Source organism: Neobacillus niacini (assembly GCF_031457145.1).
GTDB classification, from domain to species: domain Bacteria; phylum Bacillota; class Bacilli; order Bacillales; family Cytobacillaceae; genus Neobacillus; species Neobacillus niacini_J.
In genome coordinates this window covers 133517-155270 of record NZ_JAVDVZ010000012.1, presented here as the reverse complement: position 1 = coordinate 155270, position 21754 = coordinate 133517, and the positions used below count along the sequence as shown (strand labels likewise).

At 36.9% G+C, this 21754-nt stretch carries 15 protein-coding genes and 2 pseudogenes; 15 read left to right on the top strand and 2 right to left on the bottom strand.

Annotated features, from left to right (window positions below; genetic code table 11):
• Nucleotides 1–413 precede the first annotated feature (413 nt).
• Nucleotides 414–2663: a beta-glucosidase family protein gene (locus J2Y03_RS22695; RefSeq protein ID WP_310198639.1), complete on the top strand. Its 2250-nt coding sequence runs from the start codon at nt 414–416 to the stop codon at nt 2661–2663.
• A gap of 550 nt (nt 2664–3213) precedes the next feature.
• Here the strand turns inward: J2Y03_RS22695 and J2Y03_RS22690 are convergent.
• Nucleotides 3214–4095: a DMT family transporter gene (locus tag J2Y03_RS22690; protein ID WP_310198636.1), complete on the bottom strand. Its 882-nt coding sequence runs from the start codon at nt 4093–4095 to the stop codon at nt 3214–3216.
• Between the two features lie 253 nt (nt 4096–4348).
• Entirely contained in the window at nt 4349–5194 is an 846-nt protein-coding gene (locus J2Y03_RS22685; protein ID WP_310198633.1) for a hypothetical protein, read from the bottom strand.
• A 143-nt stretch (nt 5195–5337) separates the two neighbouring features.
• On the opposite strand from J2Y03_RS22685, the pseudogene J2Y03_RS22680 reads away from it, so the two are divergent.
• From J2Y03_RS22680 to rbsK, 14 genes and pseudogenes are all read left to right on the top strand, one after another.
• Nucleotides 5338–5595 (top strand): annotated as a pseudogene (locus tag J2Y03_RS22680) (cation:proton antiporter domain-containing protein); the annotation flags it as partial.
• A 666-nt stretch (nt 5596–6261) separates the two neighbouring features.
• Nucleotides 6262–7353 (top strand): zinc-binding dehydrogenase, encoded by a 1092-nt coding sequence (locus J2Y03_RS22675; protein WP_310198631.1) that lies wholly within the window; start codon nt 6262–6264, stop codon nt 7351–7353.
• A 13-nt stretch (nt 7354–7366) separates the two neighbouring features.
• Nucleotides 7367–8248 carry an HpcH/HpaI aldolase/citrate lyase family protein gene (locus J2Y03_RS22670; protein ID WP_310198629.1) on the top strand — a complete coding sequence of 294 codons (882 nt, stop codon included), beginning with the start codon at nt 7367–7369 and terminating at the stop codon, nt 8246–8248.
• Between the two features lie 18 nt (nt 8249–8266).
• On the top strand, nt 8267–9691 hold the full coding sequence (locus J2Y03_RS22665; protein ID WP_310198626.1) for an aldehyde dehydrogenase family protein: 1425 nt from the start codon (nt 8267–8269) through the stop codon (nt 9689–9691).
• Between the two features lie 524 nt (nt 9692–10215).
• Nucleotides 10216–11250: a TRAP transporter substrate-binding protein gene (locus tag J2Y03_RS22660; protein ID WP_310198623.1), complete on the top strand. Its 1035-nt coding sequence runs from the start codon at nt 10216–10218 to the stop codon at nt 11248–11250.
• A gap of 94 nt (nt 11251–11344) precedes the next feature.
• A complete protein-coding gene (locus J2Y03_RS22655; protein ID WP_310198621.1) occupies nt 11345–11821 on the top strand; it encodes a TRAP transporter small permease in 477 nt (158 codons plus the stop codon).
• A 1-nt stretch (nt 11822) separates the two neighbouring features.
• Complete coding sequence (locus J2Y03_RS22650; protein ID WP_310198618.1) at nt 11823–13106, top strand: TRAP transporter large permease; 1284 nt, start codon at nt 11823–11825, stop codon at nt 13104–13106.
• Between the two features lie 43 nt (nt 13107–13149).
• Nucleotides 13150–13335: pseudogene (locus tag J2Y03_RS22645) on the top strand (FCD domain-containing protein); the annotation flags it as partial.
• A 479-nt stretch (nt 13336–13814) separates the two neighbouring features.
• On the top strand, nt 13815–13970 hold the full coding sequence (locus J2Y03_RS22640; RefSeq protein WP_310198615.1) for a hypothetical protein: 156 nt from the start codon (nt 13815–13817) through the stop codon (nt 13968–13970).
• 383 nt (nt 13971–14353) lie between these two features.
• Nucleotides 14354–15670 (top strand): MFS transporter, encoded by a 1317-nt coding sequence (locus J2Y03_RS22635; protein ID WP_310198613.1) that lies wholly within the window; start codon nt 14354–14356, stop codon nt 15668–15670.
• Between the two features lie 249 nt (nt 15671–15919).
• Nucleotides 15920–16588 carry a GntR family transcriptional regulator gene (locus tag J2Y03_RS22630; protein WP_310198610.1) on the top strand — a complete coding sequence of 223 codons (669 nt, stop codon included), beginning with the start codon at nt 15920–15922 and terminating at the stop codon, nt 16586–16588.
• A gap of 786 nt (nt 16589–17374) precedes the next feature.
• Nucleotides 17375–19480: a sensor domain-containing protein gene (locus tag J2Y03_RS22625; protein WP_310198607.1), complete on the top strand. Its 2106-nt coding sequence runs from the start codon at nt 17375–17377 to the stop codon at nt 19478–19480.
• A gap of 429 nt (nt 19481–19909) precedes the next feature.
• The gene (locus J2Y03_RS22620) at nt 19910–20641 is read left to right on the top strand and encodes a GntR family transcriptional regulator (protein ID WP_310198604.1); all 732 of its coding nucleotides are present in this window, start codon (nt 19910–19912) and stop codon (nt 20639–20641) included.
• Nucleotides 20642–20835: 194 nt separating this feature from the next.
• Complete coding sequence (gene rbsK, locus J2Y03_RS22615; protein ID WP_310198601.1) at nt 20836–21741, top strand: ribokinase; 906 nt, start codon at nt 20836–20838, stop codon at nt 21739–21741.
• The last annotated feature ends 13 nt before the right edge of the window (nt 21742–21754 follow it).

The window sequence follows — 21754 nt, the reverse complement described above, 5'->3', positions numbered from 1 at the left end:
CTCATGTACGTTAGAATCTCATTTGTAAATATCTCCACGTGGTCCAATGTTTATGACAATAATCGGAGGGTTCCAATACGTATGTGAAAATCATCATGATTAGATCCTTCTAAAGGTTTTAAATAACTTCTTAACCACCCGATTGCCGATTTAATATTCTAGCAAACAAGGAAAATGCGGCAACTATCACAACAAACACCGACCCTAGATTTCCTAAATATGTATATTTTGTGACTTAATAATGAAAATCTAATAAAAATACAAAAAAACCTAAAAATAAAACAAACTAAATAATCAGAAAATTTAATATAATTAACGTGCTTTGTATTGTTAGCGTTTTCATTTGAGGGTGAGGAGGTGCAAGTAGAGTATAAAAGGTCACTTTATCCATTCAATAAAAAGGAGGTAGAAAAATGTTTAAATCAGCAAAAAATTTAAGAAAACTTGTGTTGTCTTCACTTGTAACAATTTTTACTGTTACGGCTATTGCCACTGGGGCACTCGCGGTGTCTCCAAGTCAGTCTACAAGTACTGTCTCGTCACCGCTGCCCTGGATGGATACGTCCCTTTCGCCTGAGGCACGTTCGGAACTTCTTATCGATGCAATGACACTGGAACAGAAGATCCAGCAGCTTGCCGGGGCTCGCGGAGTAATTCCTGAGCTTCCGGAATGCGGAACCTCTGGTCGGCACGTACCCGGCATCCCTGAGCTTGGGATTCCGACGTTCCGGATCACTAATGGTCCAGTCGGTCTTGGCGGAGGTGATTGCAGCCCACAGGATAAGGCTACTGCTCTACCGGTTGCACTTGGGCTTGCAGCCAGTTTCGATCCCAGCCTCGCATACGACTTCGGTAACTTGATGGGTGGAGAGGCGAGGACGCTTGGGCTACACGAACTCGAGGCACCCGGCATCAATCTTGCGCGTGTGGGCGAGAACGGCCGTAATTTCGAGTATATGGGTGAGGATCCTTATCTCGCCGGTCTTCTAGCTTCGAAAGAGATTCAGGGTATTCAAGACAACGACATTATCGCAATGTCAAAACATTACGTACTCAATGATCAAGAGCAAAACCGTATGTCAGTTAACGTTAACATCGCCGAAAATGTCCTTCATGAGCTCTACCTGCTGCCGTTTGAGATGTCAGTCAAGGATGGGAACGTTGGCTCGATCATGTGCTCATACAATCGGGTAGGTGGGACCTATGCTTGTGAGAACGAGTATCTGCTGAACACTGTCCTTCGTGATCAGTGGGACTTCAAGGGCTATGTCCAGTCGGACTTTGGCGCTACGCATTCAACTGCACCTGCGCTAAACGCCGGATTGGATTTTGAGATGCAGTCGAACAGGTTCTTCAATAACGAGAGCATCAAGGCTGCACTCGACAACAAAAGCCTAACGATGGAAACAATCGACCAGGCACTCGACCGCAGATACGTACAAATGTTCAAATATGGCATATTCGACCGTCCGATCGTGCGGGGCACTATCGATGCTGAGGGTAACGGTTCTAAAGCACGTGAGATTGCCGAGCAGACAGCTGTCCTGCTGAAGAACGAGAATAACCTACTGCCGCTCGACTCTTCTGTTGAATCAATCGCCTTAATCGGCAAGAGCACATTCGTCGATGCTGCAGTTGCCGGAGGTGGTGGCAGCTCACGGGTAAGTCCGCTTTACACGGTTGCGCCGCTTCAGGGTCTGCAAAACACCCTAGCAAAACTAAATTCGGACGCGACGATTACCAAGGTAACAGTGGCCAATGACAATAGCAATCTCGACGCGGCTGTTGCTGCAGCGAAGGACGCCGATGTCGTAATCCTTATGGCCGGCGTCGTAACTAGCGAGGGCAGAGACCGTCCAAGCCTGTCCCTTCCTGACAACCAAGATGCAATGATATCAGCCATTTCCGCAGCAAACAAGAAAACAGCACTTGTGCTCAAAGATGGAGATCCAGTCCTTATGCCTTGGGTTAACGAGGTTCCAGCAATACTCGAAGCATGGAATCCTGGCCAGGAGGACGGAAATGTTGTCGCCAACTTGTTATTCGGGCTCGCCAACCCATCGGGTAAGCTGCCAGTGACCTATCCGGTTTCAAAGGCGGACACACCTACTAGCACTGCTGACCGCTACCCAGGAATCAATCAAGGAGTGTTAGATAGTGCTGGAAGAGAGATCCCGCAAGTATACTATTCTGAGGGTCTAGAAATGGGCTACCGCTGGTACGACGCTCAGGGCATCAAACCTCTTTTTGCATTTGGTTATGGTTTGTCCTATACCGACTTCGAGATTTCAAAGCTCGTAGTCACGCCGAAGACCACCGATGGTACCAAGCCAATTAAGGTATCGTTCTTCGTGCAGAACACTGGTGAAGTTGCGGGTGCAGAAGTGCCTCAGGTTTACCTTGGTCTGCCTGCAAACGCGAACCAGCCGCCTAAGCGCTTGGTAGGGTTCGATAAAATCTGGCTAAAACCAGGTGAGAAGAAGCATGTCACAATTACCATCGATCCGTCAGCGACCAACCACCCATTGTCCATTTGGGATGCCGATACCGACGCTTGGAAAACTCTTGACGGTTCGTACAAGGTGTATGTCGGTAACTCTTCTGACAAGATCACGCTGACCGACTCCATTACGGTACGCACGCCAGCTGGGCACAGCAAGTAAGGCTTTCTATCATAACTGAACAAGGTTAAATGAAAGGCTTTCGTGATTACGTTAAAATGGAAAAATGATAAAAGAATAGTACTTAACTGGTAAGTGCTGAACGACATCTTTAATAGGGCTTACAACAACTAATTCCAAGCCATACAGCATGTTAATCGGTATTAACGAGTTATCTAAATAATAATTCAGATAATCCCCATCTTCTTCAGAAGGTGGGGATTATTTGACGCTTACTGTTCTATTGCAGAATATAGTAGAGTAATAGAAATATTTGAGGAAACCGAAAGCAATGGAATTGCAGCAATTCAGTACGAAAATGAAATGATTGACTATCCTGTTTATAAAAGGGCGAAAGAGTTTATTTTAAAAAGCCAATAATAAAAGTATAAATATGAAATTGTAAGCAGAATAGTTTGATTTTTCAAACTCTTCTTTGCCATTTTAGTATTTCTTAAAACAATTAACTATTATTAAAATGAATCATCATTAATAGAATGTCGATATAGGACTTTCTCCTTTAGTGCTAGAAGTGTCAATAAAATAACCATATTTAATTAACACTATTAAGCCTTTTTCGTTGAAATGTAGATAGTACTACTCCTCCCACAATCAATAATGACCCTAACATCTCTACACCAGTTATTGGTTTATATAGCAATATTAATCCCATGATCATTGCTACAAAAGGTTCTAAATTAGATAATATGGATGCCTTTGAAGCATCAACATATCTAATGTTGTTATTCCAAATCAGTGTAGCTATACCGTGTACAACAACGGCGGTTCCAATCAGAAAAGTCCAATCAGACAACTTAGTGCTTATTCGTAATGGAGTGTCTAATAAAAAGGCAAAAGGGATTGACACAATAAAGCCTACTATATTCGAATATAAAGTAATGATAAGTGGATCTATTCTTTGAGATAGAAGTCTCGTCATTATAATCATTATGGCAAATGTAATCATCGTTATTACAATCCACAATAAACCTTTATCAATATGTAAAGAGGATGGATTGCCTGTTGTTACAACAAAGTAAATACCTATGATTGCGATAATAGACCCAATCAACATATGAATGGTTAATTTTTCTTTTAAAAAAATAAATGCTAAAAAGCCGGTTAAAATAGGGGTTGTTGCTAAAATTAGGGCAGATGTTGTTGGGTCAGCTGTTTGTAATCCTACAAAAAAAGACCATTGGTTTATAAATACACCAATAACCCCAAGAAACAAAACCGCAAGTAAATCCGATTTATTCACACGTTTAAAGTGTTTTTTAAATGAGGATAATCCAAGTAAAAATAGTACAATAAACAAAAGTCTAAGCATGGTTAGTAGAGTTGGGGAAAAATCCTGGATTAAAATCTTTCCAAATACAAAATTGCTTCCCCATACCACGACACAAATCGTTAGCAATGAATATGCTTTTAACATGTTTTCCCACCTTACTATAACAAAATGAAAACTATCCTATCTTAACATAGTAGGTACTATATACAAAATCTAAATATCTGTGCCTGTGTCCCCGAATATTTCTGTTAAAAGGGCATTGGCCTCAGTCAAGGGATTTCTCCTTTTTACATGATACCTGCCAAATCTTTAACACGAACTGTACGTATTTGGAAAATTCCATAAAAATACTATAAATTTATAATAAAATGACATGTGCCAGGTTTCCTTCACAAAATTATGCATCCGTATGCAGCCAATCATAGTACATGACTTCGCCGTTTCCGAGCACATAGCGCGATGGCTTACTCTCATGTCTGTCTTCAGGTAATTGATCGAGATAGAGTTCTTTTAATTTGTTCGTTAAAATTCCATAAAAGAAAGCAATCGGCTTTGCTACCTGCTTGGTAGATTTTAATTTCCGGATCAGCTGCTTAAAAGACTTAATCGCTATGCTGAGAATATCCTCTGTTTGTTGGTTACATTCAAAACGAAAAGCAGCGATTTGTACCATATGCCAATATTCTTCGATCGTTTTCGCATCAGTGAAGAAGTATTTTACAAGCTGGACAAAAGCTTGTGGAACTTTATCGCTAACAAACGTGTAATCGAGTTCAATCGGCGCTTCGTTACGTTTAGTAGTCTTTTGATTATTAGTTTTTAAAAGATTATTAGTTTCTTTAGGGTGGTTCAATTTTTCCGCCTTGGGTGGTTCACTTTGTGGGAAACGATTAAAGCTATACAAGTTACTAGACTGTGATCCATTTTTTCGTTCCGTTTCATAGATGGAGAGGATTCCTATTTCCTTCGCTTTGATGATCATCCGTTTAAACGTAGAGCGGGAGATTCCGTTCCCTTGATAGTCATCATTAATTGCTTTTAGTAAGGTGCCAATCTTTGCATTTGAAACCCCTGGTACTTTTACAGAAAAACGAACCAGCCTTTTCAAACCGACAAGCTCCCCCTTTGAGAATTCCTGCTTCTTTACAGCCAACCACATCTCCACGTGGGTATTAAATTCCTTCACACTCTTAAACTGAGAATACCCTTCGAATCCTTCAATCTTGCCTGATTTTAAATTCATAAAAATGCACCACCCTTTCTACCCTCTATATAGGTTTGAAGAGGGCAAAAGGACAGGGTGTTTTTTAGAGAGTTGTTACAAAATTGTGTGCGTTAACCAAATAACCGTATAAAAAAGGATTTGACGATACGTTCACGCAATGTGGTGTTGGTGCTAAGGTTTCAGGATTTAATGCAAGGTCTTAAATGGGGATTGGTGCGGGGATGATTTCAAGGGGAGAGGTTGCCTTGATCTTAGCTGCAATGGGATTAGAGAGTGGCTTGTTGCCTGCTCAATATTACACGGCCATGATTATTGTCGTCATTTTGACGACACTCGTTACACCTCCGTTATTAAAAATGATTTTTGGAACTCGGAAGGAACTAGATCAAGGGCATAAAGCAAAAGTACAGGGTTTTTAAGCGGTGTCACTACCCGAATATTCTTGTTTCATAGAATTATAGAATTGTTCCACAATAACTGGTAAGGAAGAGAGAATGGCACTCATTGAGTGGATGAGTGCCCGGAAACGGTTAAAAGAAGGAAAAGCGGTCACTACTGAATGTTGATTTCACTGTGTTTGAAAAATAAACGGAAAAATTCCGTTTATATTGGGAAATACTCATATTTCCTTAAAAATAAAGGAAGTTTTTCCGTTTATATCATCCAAATCTTTGGATTTTGTCTTATTTAGAGAAGTTAATCGGAATATCTCCGCTTATATCTGCTTCGTAATTCTCCCCTCTATACATTAGCCGTAAATTCTTCGCCTAAAAAGAATGGCGAATTCATTTACAAGTTAGAGTGACAGTCGTCCTCCAGGTTTCTGGAAGGTGCCTGTCACTCTTTTTTGTACAACAATCTCCAATCCATTGACGTGATCTATGAAAGTTTGTATATTAGGAATTGTAAGAAAATTGTATACGAAAATTAATTAAAAAGTGATTTCATATACAAATTACTTAGAAAATCATTATTATTTACGGTTAAATATAATAATGTGAGCATTTTTTGTATATGAAACTATAAAAATAACATTTTCATATATAATAAACAAAAATAATCTACTAAAGCTGGAGGTACGTGAAATGAACGGAAGAGTAGCGGCAATGACGGGCTTAGAAGAAATGACTATTAAGGAATATGAATTGCCGAAAGCAGAAAAAGGGCAAGTCATACTAGAGATTATCAAAGCTAATATTTGTGGATCAGATATTCATATGTGGGAAGGCAAGCATGTCCTGAAAAATCATGTACTAGGACATGAAATGGTTGGAAAAATAGTCGAAATTGGTGAAGGTATAACAACTGACTATGCTGGTCAAAGCATAGCGGTAGGAGATAGAGTTGTTCCAGTCTATTATCTGACATGTCAAAAGTGTCAAGCTTGTTTAAGTGGTCACTTTAATTTATGTGAACATGGAAGCGATTTCATGGGGCAAGTTTCAGAAAAGCATCCACACTTTACCGGTGGTTTTGGAACTCATTACTTTATTCATACTAACCAGTATTTTTATAAAGTTCCAGATAACATCCCTGATAATGTAGCAGCAGGTTCCAATTGTGGGATTGCTCAAATTATGTATGCGATGGATAACTCCAATTTAAAAGTAAACGATTATTTTGTTATTCAAGGTGCTGGTGGGCTTGGGCTTTTTGCATCAGCGATCGCTAAAACAATGGGCGCAAATGTCATTGTTATTGATGGTGTGGAATCAAGACTAACTGAAGCCAAAAAGTTCGGTGCCGATTTCGTCATAAACATGAGGGAATATGACACAGTTGATAAAAGAATCGCACGTATTAACGAAATTTCGAATGGACACGGAGCAGATGTTGTTTTAGAAGTAACGGGAGTACCTAAAGCTTTTGACGAAGGACTTAGGATTGTAAGGATGGGCGGTACTTACTTAGAATTAGGGAATGTTCTTGTTGATGAGTCACTTAATACAACCATCGTTCCTGGATTAATTACGAGAAAGTGTATCACTATTAAAGGAATTCTTCGTTACCAACCATGGTATCTTCATAAAACACTACTGTTTTTAGAAAAATATCATGATAAATATCCATTTAGTTCTCTTACAGATCGAACGTATTCCCTTGATGAGGTACAGCTTGCTCTTGAAAAAGCGGCATCAAAAGAAGTACAAAGGGCTATCATCGAGCCGAATAAATAGGGATGGTGATATGATGAGGAACCATTTCTTAAGACGATCCTTGCTTTACGTTCCGGGAAGCTCCCTTAAAATGATGAATAAGGCATTGGAAACGGAAGTAGATAGCGTTATTTTTGACCTTGAAGATGCTGTTAGTTTTTCAGAAAAGGTTGAAGCAAGAAAAAGTATTTCAGAATTTATCGCTACTGCCAAACAAACGAATAAAGAAGTGATCGTAAGAACCAATCCAATTGATACTTATTTAGGAATCATGGATTTGATGGCGATCGTGCCGAAAGGACCCCATACACTGGTGATCCCTAAGGCAAGTGTGAAATCGATATTGACGGCAGATGTCATCATGACTGCAATCGAAGCGGAATTAGGTTGGGTAAAAAATACAATCAAACTAATCCCATTAATAGAAACTGCTGACGGAGTTACAAATGTTGATGAAATTGTAAGCGTTGCAAAACGTATAGACGGCGTTCATCTCGGAGGGGAAGACCTTACAAACGAATTAGGTGTTACCCGGACAAAAATTGGTGACGAACTGTTATATGCAAGAAACAAGGTGGTTTTTGCTGCCAAAGCTTTCGAACTGGATTCCATTGACTGTCCATATGTGGATTTTAAAGATATAGAGGGATTGACCTTTGACATTAACAGGGCCAAATCTTTGGGGATGACAGGCAAAGTTTGTATACATCCAGGACAAATTGAGACAATCAATAATACTTTCTTACCTAGTGAAGAAGAAATTAAAGAAGCTGTTACAATTATTGAATCATACGAAAAAGCCATTCAAAATGGTATAGGCGTGTATTCACTGAACGGAAAAATGATTGATGCTCCAATAGTAGAACGAGCTAAAAGTTTAATTAATAAAATGGAAAAAATAACAAAATACCAATAATAAAAGGAGATAAATATTATGTTAAAGGTACTAACAATTGAAGAAATTATTCAACGTGGTAGACAAGCTATGGAAGCAATTTCCCATTTAACTCAAGAAGATGTTCGTGAAATCGCAAGGAAAATTGCATATTTAGCAACTTCTCGAGCTGAAGTCTATTCAAAAGGATTATTTGAAGAAAATGGTGGAAGTGGAAGACTTGAAAGTAAATTAACGAGAAATACAGCTCGACCATTAGGTTTAGCGGCACAATTAGATGGTGTTAAAACGGTAGGAGTTATTGAAGAGGATCCAAAAGGAAACTTAGTTAAAATTGCAAAACCTATTGGTGTAATTTCTTCTCTAGTACCAATGACGGTTCCTGAAGGATTAGTCTCTGCTCAATCAATCTTTAGCATTATGGCTAAGAATGCAATCATTTTTTCTCCACATCCAAGAACAAAAAAGATTACTAATTTTGTTGTAAATGATTTTAGAGAACTCTTAGGCCGTTTAGGATTACCTAAAGATTTAATTCAGTGTATCGAGAGGCCTTCTAAAGATTTAACAGACGAATTAATGGAGAAATCAGATTATGTTATTGCTACTGGAGGAGCAGCTATGGTTAAAGCAGCTTATTCTTCTGGAACACCTGCATTCGGAGTAGGTGCTGGAAACTCTGTATCTTTTGTAGATGAAAGTGCAGATTTAGAAGATGCTGCTCTAGGAATTATGAAAGCAGAAACAAATGACTGGGGAGCAGGTTGCTCTACTGAAAACTCAGTGGCCATTCATGAAAAGGTCTATGAAGAAATGATTAATGCTCTTAAAGCACAAGGTGGATATGTGTGTACACCAGAAGAGCGTGATTTATTGGTTGATGCTTTATGGAAAGATGGCCATTTAAATGTAGATTGTATCATTCATTCACCACAAGACATTGCTAAAGTTGCCGGATTTAAAGTAAAAGAAGATACAAAATTCATTATGGCTGAAGAAACGGATACAGGCGCTAATAATCCCATGACTGGAGAAAAATTGGCCCCAGTAATTGCTGTCTGGAAAGTAAAAGATGTGGATGATGCTATTGAATTAACTAATACGCTACATGCAATTTCAGGTTCAGGTCATTCTTGTGCAATTCAAAGTCATAATGAAGAGAACGTTAAAAAGTTCGCATTTGGAACGAAAACAGCTCGTATTGCTGTTAATGCAAATACTGGTGTAAATAATGGCGGTGGTAATAACAATCCAATGCCATGGACTTTCACATTAGGATGTGGAACATGGGGAGGAAATGCTTATTCTGAAAATAACACTTTCAAACATTATTACAATACAACATGGGTGTACCGCACTTTTCCTGATTCAGAAGTAAAGAATCCACAAATTGATGAAGTTTTTGCAGGGTTAACGGATAATGATGAATTATTCGGTGGTTTTCCTAAAAAGTTGGAACTATAGAATATGCGAGCGAAATATCACTTGGAATCATTATATCAATACAACATGGGTAGCTAGAGAAATCCCGAATTTCTTCGTTCCGACAAATGAAGAGTTATTTGGGGAAACTATGAATGAAAAGGAATTATTTGAAATCTAAGGTTTGACGATAGGATCTGGTGGGATAAAGACAGGTTCATTCAAGTTAATATTGAACATGTCGTTCCCACCAACTAATTTTTAGATTTTGAAAGCACTTTTTTAGGGTAAAAAGAAATTAGGATGAGAAGAACCAGTAAGATATTACTCTGATATTCTAAAGGTTTATAACTTTCCAAGTTTTAATAGTGCTTTTTCTGTTTAAAAGTACTAGTCAAGCAACAAGGTTGATCGTTCTAAAAGCTTTAATAGACCTAAAACAAGGTCGATTTTCAAGGTGCGAAAGTTGAGTAATTGATTATCAGTAATTATGTAGAAGTCCAAAAAATATTTGCATATAAGATTGGATATATTGTATCCAATCTAAAATTTGGGGGGATGGGTAAATGATGAAAAAGTATCTGTTGTTCTTATTAATTACTATGTTGTTAACGCTTACGGCATGTGGTTCTGAGAGTTCTACTAAATCTGCCGGAGCTAATAGTGATGGTAAAGTAGATTTGCGTCTGGGTCATATATTTCCAGAACAAAATTTAAATGGACAAGCTGCACAGAAATTTGCCGATTTAGTGAACGAATATTCTAAAGGATCTGTTGAGGTAAAAGTGTTTCCATCCGGTCAATTAGGTGGGGACGAGGAATTAGGTCGCTCAGTTTCATCGGGATCTTTAGATATCGCCTACATTAATCAAGGTTCATTAGCTGGATTAGATCCTTTACTTGATTTTCACTATTTACCTTATATTGTTGGAAACTTTGAAGAAGCCGATCAAATTTTTTACGGAGATGGAATTATTCCTCAGACTTTAAAGGAAACTCTTCAAAAACATAAAATGTACACATTAGGCTTTTTCGAGAATGAATTTCGTGCAGTTTCTAACTCAAAAAGAGCGATAGAAACAGTAGAGGATATCAAGGGATTAAAGCTAAGGGTACCGGGATCACAATCAATTCAAGGAATTTTTGAAGAAGTGGGCGCTCAAACAACAGCGATTCCTTTCCCTGAACTATATACAGCGTTAGAGCAAGGAACAGTAGACGGACAAGACAACGGTGTGTTGCTTTCATATGATTCTAAATTCCAAGAAGCACAGGAGTTTATTACGCTAACGAATCATGTTTATGCAACGGGTTCACTTGTTATCAATGACGGAAAATGGTCAAGTTTAACTGAGGACCAACAAGAGGCTATTCAAAAAGCTGCAGATGAAGCATTGCAAGAGCAAATCAAAAATAATAGACAACGTATCGATGAAGTTGTTAAATCTCTGAAAAAAGAAGGAGTTAAGGTTAATGAGCTTTCAGAAGAAGAGATGAATCGATTCAAAGAGATTGCTCAAAACGTCTGGGTAGAAATGGAAGATGTGTATGGTAAGGAACGAATTGATCAATTAAAAGAAGAAGTAAGCAACCTGAAATAAGATTGCTAAGATCCTTAAGGTTGAATAGCTACTGATGAGTCAACCTTAAGGATACATTCTAGTATAGGTACTTTTACCAGATAAGGAGGATTATATGAAGAAGGTAGACCATATTTTAATCACGATTCAACGGCAAATTTTAGTGGTAGGTCTTATCACGATGCTGGTTGCTTGTTTCTTACAAGTTCTCACTAGATTCGCAGGAGCTCCTATTAAAGGCACAGAAGAAGTTGCGATTTTGATGATGATTGTTGTTACATTTTTCGGGGCCTCTATTGCATTAAGAGAATCCGAACATATTACCATTGAAATTTTTGAACAGTTTACGCAGAATAAACCCCTAATTCGGAAAATACATCGATTTTTAATTGCTGTTATCAATCTAGTATTCTCTGTAATATTTTTTCAACTTGCATTCAATTTCTACCAGCAAGTGCAACTATCTGGTGAATCATCGTTGCAACTACATATACCGATGACGATTCCTATAATCATTATGGTGATTAGCGCCATTTTAATGGGATGTTATTCCATTTACCACATGTTCAAATCCGTTAGAGGGGAGGCTTAATATGATTCTCATTGTTGTTATTATCTTTTTACTATTAGTCATTGGGATACCTGTTGCATTTGCATTCTTTCTTCCGGTTGTATTCGGAATGAATGGTCTCGGCTTAACCATGGAGATGGTATCAGGCCTGCCTTATACAACGGTCGCCTCATTCCCTTTAATCGCCATCCCGTTATTTATTCTGTTAGGGGAATTAATGAATCAAGCGGGACTTATCGATAAGCTGATTAATCTGGCAGAACTTTTTTTAAAGAAATTAAAAGGAAGTTTAGGATATATCACCGTTGTGTGCGCTGCCTTTTTAGGAGCAATTACTGGTTCATCTGTTGCAACTGTTGCTGCGATTAGTTCAACTATGGGTAAACGTATGATGAATGATGGATATAAAAAGGAATATGTAGCTAGTCTTACAGCTGCTGTTGGTCTATTAGGAGTGTTAATCCCTCCGTCTATTCCTCTGATTTTGTATGGAAGTATAGCAAACGTATCGATATCAGATTTATTTTTAGCAACACTTGTTCCAGGAATCATCATGACTTTAACCTATATTCTCGTACACAAATTATTATTAAAAAGCTCGAAAACTTCAGTAGTAAAGATGCAATCAGAAGATGAAATCGCTACCACAATAGAAATTAAATCGAGCCCTTTCCAAATTTTTAAATCTTCCCTTCCGGCCTTATTTTTACCAGTGATTGTCCTTGGAGGGATTTATGGAGGTATTTTTACCGCTACTGAAGCAGCAGCCGTCGCGGCCGTTTACGCACTCATCATCTACATCGTCAATCGTAAGCCTAAAGGGAAGTCTATCTATCAAATCTTTCTAAAAGCAGGTATTGTAAGTGCAACTATTTTGCTGTTGATTTCTTTTACATCTATTTTTAATCGGGTCATAGTATTAGAACAAATTCCACAAGTGCTAACAGAAATGTCTTTATCGATTACAGATAATAAATATGTATTTTTAATGATGGTTGTCTTGATTCTATTAATCGTCGGTATGTTTATGGAAACGAACACAGCGGTATTACTGATGGCACCATTATTGTTCCCTGTTGCTCTAAACTATGGAATTGACCCTATCCATTTTGGAATTGCTTTAGTTACAAATATTGAGATTGGTCTTTTAACACCTCCAATGGCAGCGAATTTATATGTATCCGCCAAGATTAATCAAGTTCCTGTTATGAACATGCTTAAGTATACGTTTATTTTCTTAGGAGCGTCGATCTTTGTTTTATTATTGATTACTTTCTTCCCGATCTTTACAACGTGGTTTTTATAAAAGTAAGAGATTAAAACTATATGGGGTCCCGGTAGCAAAGCAGGTCGTTTTTAATGCAACAAAGGAAGAGATTGAAGAATTATATAAACTCAAAAAAATAATGTTAGAAATTAAACCAAATGAAATTGAAAAGTTTGAAGAATATGATAAAAAGTTTCACCTTATGATCGCACGTCTTTCAGGAAATTCAGAACTCGAAAATTTAATTATAAAGATGTGGGATAACTAATTATCATTAAGGATTATTGCTGTTCAAAATAAAAAACGAATCACTAGTGGATGTAAGGAGCACACAAATGTCATTCAGGCGATATATGAAAGGAATGCAAAAAAGACAGTAAAGTATATGCAAGAGCATCTTGATAATGCAAAAGCGGATATATTTGAAAGTAATATTTTTAAAGATTGAACTTGAGTATTTTTTCCTTTAAGTTCTTTCTTTACTTTTCTGTTAATTTAGCAGTTTGTTCATTTGTTCTTCTTCCATTTTAATTCATTTGGAATTAATTGATCTTTACCCTAATCAATACATTCCCCATACTTATTTTCCCATTTTATTGATTCGCTTTTTAACTCGTTTGAAATCGGGATGTCTTCCAAATAAAAGTTACAACCGTATTGATTGTATCATATAGATGTACAGAAACGATTCTGGATTTCAGGGGCCACTGGGGAAAGCAACACCAAAAACCAAAAATTAGATGTTTAATGTCAATAAAGTTGTTCCAGAAAAGGGAAACCCAGTGCCAGGCACCATCCAGTGCTGATTCAGAAGTAAAAAATCCGCAAATTGATGAAGTTTTTGCAGGATTAACAGAAATTGATGAATTATTTAGTGGTTATCCTAAAAAGTTGGAACTATAAAATATGTGAGCGATAATATTAATTGGAAACATTATATGAATTCAACATGGGTAGGCTAGAGAAATCCTGAATTTCTACTTTCCGACAGATGAAGAGATCTAAGGTTTGACGATAGGATTAGTGAAATAACGACATGCTCATTAGAGTTGATCTTGAGCATGTCGTTTCTCACCAACTAATTTTTAGATTTTGAAAGCGCATATTTAAGGGAGAAACGAGTTTGAGAATACCCTATTAGGCGCACGGCTCTCGAATATAAAGTCATGATTCAACACGAATTAGCTTGATAGGGTCGATCAATGCAAAAAATTTGCTAGACAAAATAGGAGAAATGTTAAGATTCAACCATTATCTCTAAATTTATTTTACTGGGGGAATAATGTATGGCAATAAGAGGCAGCCTTGCAAGAAGGAAATACCTACACATTATATTACCGCTTTTTATTGGTTCGATACTAGCATATCTTGACAGACTCAATCTTTCATATGCTGCCTTAACCATGAATGAGCAATTAGGCTTTTCTGCTGAGGTTTTTGGAATGGGGGCAGGAATTCTATTTGCTGGATATGTATTATTTGAAATACCAGGCTCTGTATTTGCTGAGAAAAGAAGTCCAAGCAAATGGCTAGTAAGGATCATGGTTACTTGGGGGTTGTCATGTGCCCTTATGGCATTTATTGAAACACCAGGTCAATTCTATTTTGTGCGCTTTCTAATCGGTGCAGCAGAAGCGAGTTTTTATCCGGTTTGTTATTCAGTTATTATCCCGCGTTGGTTTAACATGAAAGAAAGACCTGCAGCACTTTCCATTATGGTCACTTCTCTGATTGTTTCTAGCATTGTCGGTGCACCTCTAGCTGGTCTATTAATAGGATTGGATCTAGATTTTGCATTATTTACGCTTCATGGTTGGCAGATATTATTCTTGTTAGAAGGAGTTTTAGCAGTTGGTTTTGGAATTTTCCTTTTATACTGGTTGAAAGATTGGCCTAAAGATGCTAAATGGATGACGGAAGAAGAAAGAAAGGCTACTATGGAAGCGTATGAGCAAGAAGTAGCTGCAAAAAGCTCTGTAAAGCAATATACGATATGGCAAGTGTTTGCCGATAAAACAGTAATAAAGTTATGTCTCATTTACTTCTTGTGGATTAGTGGATTCTGGGCTTTTGGATTCTGGTTGCCAACGGTTTTACGATCCGTATCTGGATTAAGTAATTCAGGTGTAAGTTTCTTAACGCTTGTTCCAATGACTATTGGATTAATTGGTTTTATTATTAATGGTGTAACGGCTTCTAAGTCTGGTAAATTAAAAAGACATATCGCGACCCCATTGTTTATTGGTGCGTTTGGTATGGCAGCAGGTACATTTACGAGTAATCCAACATTAAGCTTAATATTTATTAGTATCACTTGTTTAGGTGTATATATTGGTCAAGGTTGTTGGTGGTCAGTACCAACTACATTCTTATCAGGTTCAGCCGCAGCAGCTGCGACTGCCTTAATCAATTCAATCGGAAATATTGGTGGTTGGGTTGGCCCTTATTTAGTTGGATTTAGTGAAACGCATACAGGCTCCTACCAAATGGCGTATTTAATTTTGGCAGGTGCATTGGTGCTTGCAGGTATTTTGACTTTAACACTGAAGGACAGAAGTACAGCGGTTAGTAGCGTTCCTATAGAAAAGCAAAATGTGAGTTAGAAACGATGATCATGATGGAATGTAGAGAAGGGCAGTTGAAATATTTTCAGCTGCCCTTCTCGAGTATTAGCAAGATGTAGGATCGCATAAAAATATGGAAATCTTGACAGGAAAAGATATATTTTGCGAATTAATTGTATACGAAATTGAAGTAACCCCTCGTATTGTAGTACAATATGGGGGGCTATTTCAATTTTTGTATCTAGATTTATTACGGGTAATTAGAATTTTTCAAAGGAGGTTTTTTTTATGTTTTCAATTATAGAATCTAATAAGGAAGACAATTTTTCAACCGCTGAAAATATAGCTTCTGAGCTCCGGAGACTCGTTCTTAGTGGAACCTTGAAACCAGGAACAAAGTTAAAAGAAGAAGAGATATGTAAACAACTGCATGTCAGCAGAACACCATTAAGAGAGGCATTTCGAATGCTTCAAAGTGAAAGGCTAGTGACTTACACTCGGTATGTAGGGGTTTCGGTTGCAGAATTATCGGCGAAATTCGTAGAGGATAATTGGGATTTAAGGACGATGCTAGAGTCCTATGCGGCAAAGCAGGTCGTTTTTAATGCAACAAAGGAAGAGATTGAAGAATTATATAAACTCAAAAAGATCATGCTAGACATTCAACCAAATGAAATTGAAAAGTTTGAGGAATATGATAAAAAGTTTCACCTTATGATTGCACATCTTTCAGGAAATTCAGAACTCGAGAATTTAATCATAAAGATGTGGAATAACTCGTTGTCTTTAAGGATTATTGCGGTTCAAAATGAAAAACGAATCACGAGCGGATGCAAGGAACATGGTGCTGTCATTCAGGCAATCTATGAAAGGAATGCAAAAAAAGCAGTAAAGTATATGCAAGAGCATTTGGATAAAGCAAAAGCAGATATATTTGAAAGCCATCTTTTTAAATAAGATGGAGTGCCAGACACCTTCCGGTTGTCACTCAAAGGGTGGATGAGTGCCCAAGGACCATGGGGACGGTTCTCATGGTCTGCACTAGCCATTTTAAATACCATGAGAACCGTCCCTGTGGTTCTCGAGAACTAGAGGACCAAATAATACCCAAACTTCGACAAAAAATTTCCTAGAAAATATTCAAAGGTCTTTTATTAAAAAGGAATAAGGTAATTTTAATCAATCGTTTGTGCGGCCGAGCCTAGGTCGTAATAGATAGCGGGTGGGATTTCCTTCACATTTAACTAATCGTTTAATTAATCCATTTTTTGTCGTAGACTGTCTTCCATGAATAGTTTTGTAGATTCTTAGAGAAACTGTACTAAGAACGATTGTGAAAATCATAAGTTATTGAAAAAATTAAAAAATAGTACATGCATAAATATTTGTTATATTGTATATATATGCATTTCGTGTTATTATAATAATAGTTTAAATTCTTCTGAGTTTAGACCTCCTATACTGGACTTAGCCTTGACCACTAAGTTCAACTTTGACCTTTGATCTTATCGATCAAAGGTATTTTTTTGTTTGGATATTGTTGTAAAATATTCAATTTGTGTCTCAACTAGTCTGCTAATGTTCATTAGAAAACTGGTAGAAAGTAGTTGTGAATTAAATCACATAAACATAGGGGAATCGTGTTATAGTTACATATAAGAGAAAATATAGGAAATTAATACAAAATTAGAAAAAACCATGTGTATTGGTCAATAGTATCGAAGGATATAAAGGGGTAAGATTATGGTTAACACTTTAATTAAAAATCCACAGAATGTTTGCTCTAGTACGAATGCAATTGTAGATTCTGATCTGTTTTATCGTTCGCTATTTGAGTATAACCCTGATATGGTCTTCTATTTGGATATTCATGGAATCATTGCAAAAGCGAATGGGGCATTTTCAGAAACCCTTGGATATACACAAGAGGAAATCAGATTAAGCCCCTTAGAACAATTATTGCCAGTAAGTGAAATTTCAATTTATAAAGAGACTTTTAAAAAGGTTATTGCTGGAGAAACACAATATGCTTACACGACAGTATTACACAAAAATGGTAATACCATTGATATTAGTCTTGATATGATACCTGCAATATCCGAAAACAAGGTTATAGGCATTTTTGTAATAGCAAAAGATATGACGAATATAAAGAGGTCTGCAATCAGGCTGGCTGAGTCTGAATTGAAATTTAGTAGTATTGTAGAAGAAGCCCTTATTGGAGTTTATATTGTACAAGAAGATGGGAAAGTTTCATATGGAAATAAGAAATTCTATGAAATAGTAGGAATAACAGACAGTAGAACCGAGGTGTATTTTCGAGATTATGTTCATCCAGAAGATAGGCCTAATTTGGATTCTCTCGGTAAAATCCTAATTAATAGCGAAAAAGGTATTACCCATGCATTTAGAATCGTCAAGAAAGATGGCAGTGTCTTGCATATTGAGTCACATGCAGCAAATGTTTATCTCCAAAATAAGTTACATGTAGTAGGATCACTTCAAGATATAACAGAACGTAAAGAGGCGGAAGAATTAAATGAGTATTTAGCCTATCATGATTTTTTAACAGATCTCCCTAACCAAAGGTCATTTTATAAAAAAATGGAACATGCGTTAATTAGCAGTAAAACCTTACAACAAAAATTAACCGTCATGTTTTTAGACTTGGATCGTTTTAAGTATGTTAATGATACATTAGGTCATTCCATAGGGGACAAATTACTCAAAAAAGTTTCCGAAAGATTAAATATGTATCTGAGGGATGATGATGTTCTTGCACGGATAGGCGGCGATGAATTTGTTGCGCTATTACCAAACACAGGAAATACAAACCAAGTTGTAGAGTATGCACAAACAATCATAGAATCATTAGAAGAACCCTTTCATATTGAGAACTACGAACTTTTCATTACAGCAAGCATTGGAATCAGTACCTTCCCTTATGATGGAGAAGACGCTGAAACTCTCATCAAGCATGCCGATTCGGCTCTTTATAAAGCGAAAGCCAAAGGGAAGAATACTTATCAAATCTTCACCTCATCCATGAATATAGAAGCCTATAAATTATTTGCATTGGAGTCTGACCTCAGGAAAGCATTGGAATTGAATCAATTGGAATTATATTATCAGCCCCAATATTCTGTTGGTACTCAGCAAATTATTGGGGCTGAAGCCCTTATTCGTTGGAATCATCCGGAATGGGGGCTGGTTTCCCCTGGTGAATTTATTCCGATAGCAGAAGAAACAGGAATGATTATAGAAATAGGGAAATGGATTAAAGAAACAGCATGCTTTCAAAATAAGGCATGGCAGGATGCCGGCTTACCAGCAATCCCCATTTCTATCAATCTTTCGGCTCATCGTTTCTTACAAAAGGACTTACTTGAAAATATTAAAGATATATTAGCAAAAACGAAACTTGATCCAAAGTATCTTCAGGTAGAAATCGTGGAAACATCTCTTCTAGAAAATGAAAAGGTGGTTTTCTCTATTTTAGATGAATTAAGGAAGATAGGAATTAAGATTTTTATGGATGATTTTGGCACAGGCTATTCATCACTTTCCTCCCTTAAACGATTTAAAAAGAGGATAGATACCTTAAAAATTGATCAGTCCTTTATTAACAAGTTAAGCCGAACAAACGTGGATGGCTCTAATTTTTTTACAAAAACGATTATCGAATTAGCACACCATCTAGAAATGGATGTGGTTGCTGAAGGCGTGGAAACAACAGAACAACTAGAAATATTAAAAGAGTACAACTGCAACCATATCCAAGGGTACTTATTTTCCAAACCAATACCTGCAGATGAGTTTGCTGCACTCTTAAAGTATGGGAGGTTCTGATATTCCGGTGCCAGTGGTGGAGGCGCCTACTCCTGTATTGGAGTAGGCGTTTTTTTGTACCCTACGCCGTCGCGAGCAAAAGGGTGGTTTTCACAAATAATCCACATGATTTGATTTTGTTACATATCTAGCTAAAATGCATTGTATAAATCTCGTTGTGCATGTACAACACATACACAATTATGCCAGCTGTCTTTGTAAACCAGCGGATTTTTAGAATACTTACCTATATCCATTTTCTCCATCATAATACTATCGATGAATAGCACTTATTCTATTGGTGTGAAAGTTGAGCTTGTATGAAAAGGACAGGAGATGTATAATTTTGTGGTAATGGGTGCAATTGGAAATTGATATTATCCCATTTTTATAAGATGTCTTTTATAATTAGAGACATGACGTAAGCATTGGAATTAGATGGAGGATAAAATGATTGAAAATAATCGGTCAAATAAAAAAGCGGCAAGATATGCTATTACCTATAATAAAATTTTAAAAATGATAAGAGATGGTTTATATTCGGAAGGAAGTAAGTTGCCTACTGAACCTTTATTAGCAGAGCAGCTTGGTGTAAGTAGGTCTACCTTAAGACAAGCATTAGGATTATTACAGGAAGATGGTATTATAGAAGCTAAAAAGGGAATAGGGAACTTTGTTCGTAAAATTCTAAATGAAGACAATGTTGGGCTTGAAAGAATGGGAAATCCGTTTTATAAAAGCTGCATCGATACTATTGATAATGTTGAAATCATGATGGAATTTGAAGCAGCAACCGAGCATGTCGAACGGATTTTTAACAGGAAAACTTCGGTGGCACTTGCTATATATAGGTATTATAAAGAAAAAGATAGTATAAAAGGCTCGTGTTTTTCCCATGTCGCTACTGATTTTGATTATATTAATTCAATTAATTTAAATAATGAAAATGAAGTTTTAGATTTCCTAGAAACAAAGATTTATGAATATGGACTTTCCTCTATGCTTGAAATTCGCTTAGTGCCGGCTATGGAAAATATAAAAGAAGCCAACAAGGGGAATGTTTCAAAGTATTACCAAATGATTATTGAACGTATTAGTGATAAGAATGGAAACCTTATCGCCTATAACAAATACTATATCCCTTTTGAACGTGCGGTTTTTAAAGTTTTTAGGAATAATTAAAGTTTGATTTAGTATGAAAACTTCTTGGTTTTGAGAAATCAAAACCAGGAAGTTTTTTTGTTTTATTCATTAATAAAAGTGTTGACAACGTTTGCAAACGGATTTATTATTGTATGTATAAAGCATACAACAACACATACAAGTATACACGGTTTGTATTACTTGTGTATAGATAGCTGGGGGTGACTGACTGAATGAAGAAGATTGTCGTGTTAGGAAGCTTAAATATGGACATGGTTTTAACTACCGAACGATTACCAGTAATCGGTGAAACGATCCACGGTGATCATATACACTATATGATGGGCGGAAAGGGATCAAATCAAGCTGTAGCTGCATCTCGTATGGGCATATCGACATCATTAATCGGTTGTGTAGGTAACGATACATTTGGTGAAAAAATACTGAAACATTTATCCGAAGAGAAGCTAGATATTTCTTCCGTAAAAAGTGAAAAAAATATCTTTACAGGTATAGCAACCGTTTTTAAAACAAAAGGCGATAATGCCATTGTGGTGATACCGGGAGCTAACGAGTGCTGCAATCAACAAGTCGTGGAAGAAAATATCGAAATGATAAAACAAGCTGATGTGTTACTAACTCAATTAGAAATTCCTATGGAAACTGTTGAATTTGCATTAAAGAAAGCGAAGGAATTTGGAGTTCAAACCATAGTAAATCCTGCTCCTTACAAAGAATTACCAACAGGATTGTTTGAGTATATTGATTACATTACACCAAACGAGACTGAATTTGAGAGTTTGATTGGAAGGACAATAGAGAACCCAGAACACTTGGAAATAGAAATGCTTGAATGGAGCAAAAAACACCATGTGAATTTAATTGTTACAAGGGGATCAAGAGGTTCATCTTATATTGAGAATGGAAAAGTCCATACTGTTCCATGCATTCATGTGGATGTAGTGGATACTACAGGTGCAGGCGACACGTTTAATGGAATTTTAGCTTACGCAATCGCAGAGGAAATGAAATTACAAGAAGCAATAACGATGTCAGGTGCTGGTGCATCTCTATCGACAACAGCCCTTGGTGCACAAAGCGGAATGCCTTCAATAGAAGAATTAAAAAGGTTTTTATAAATAGGAGGAATTT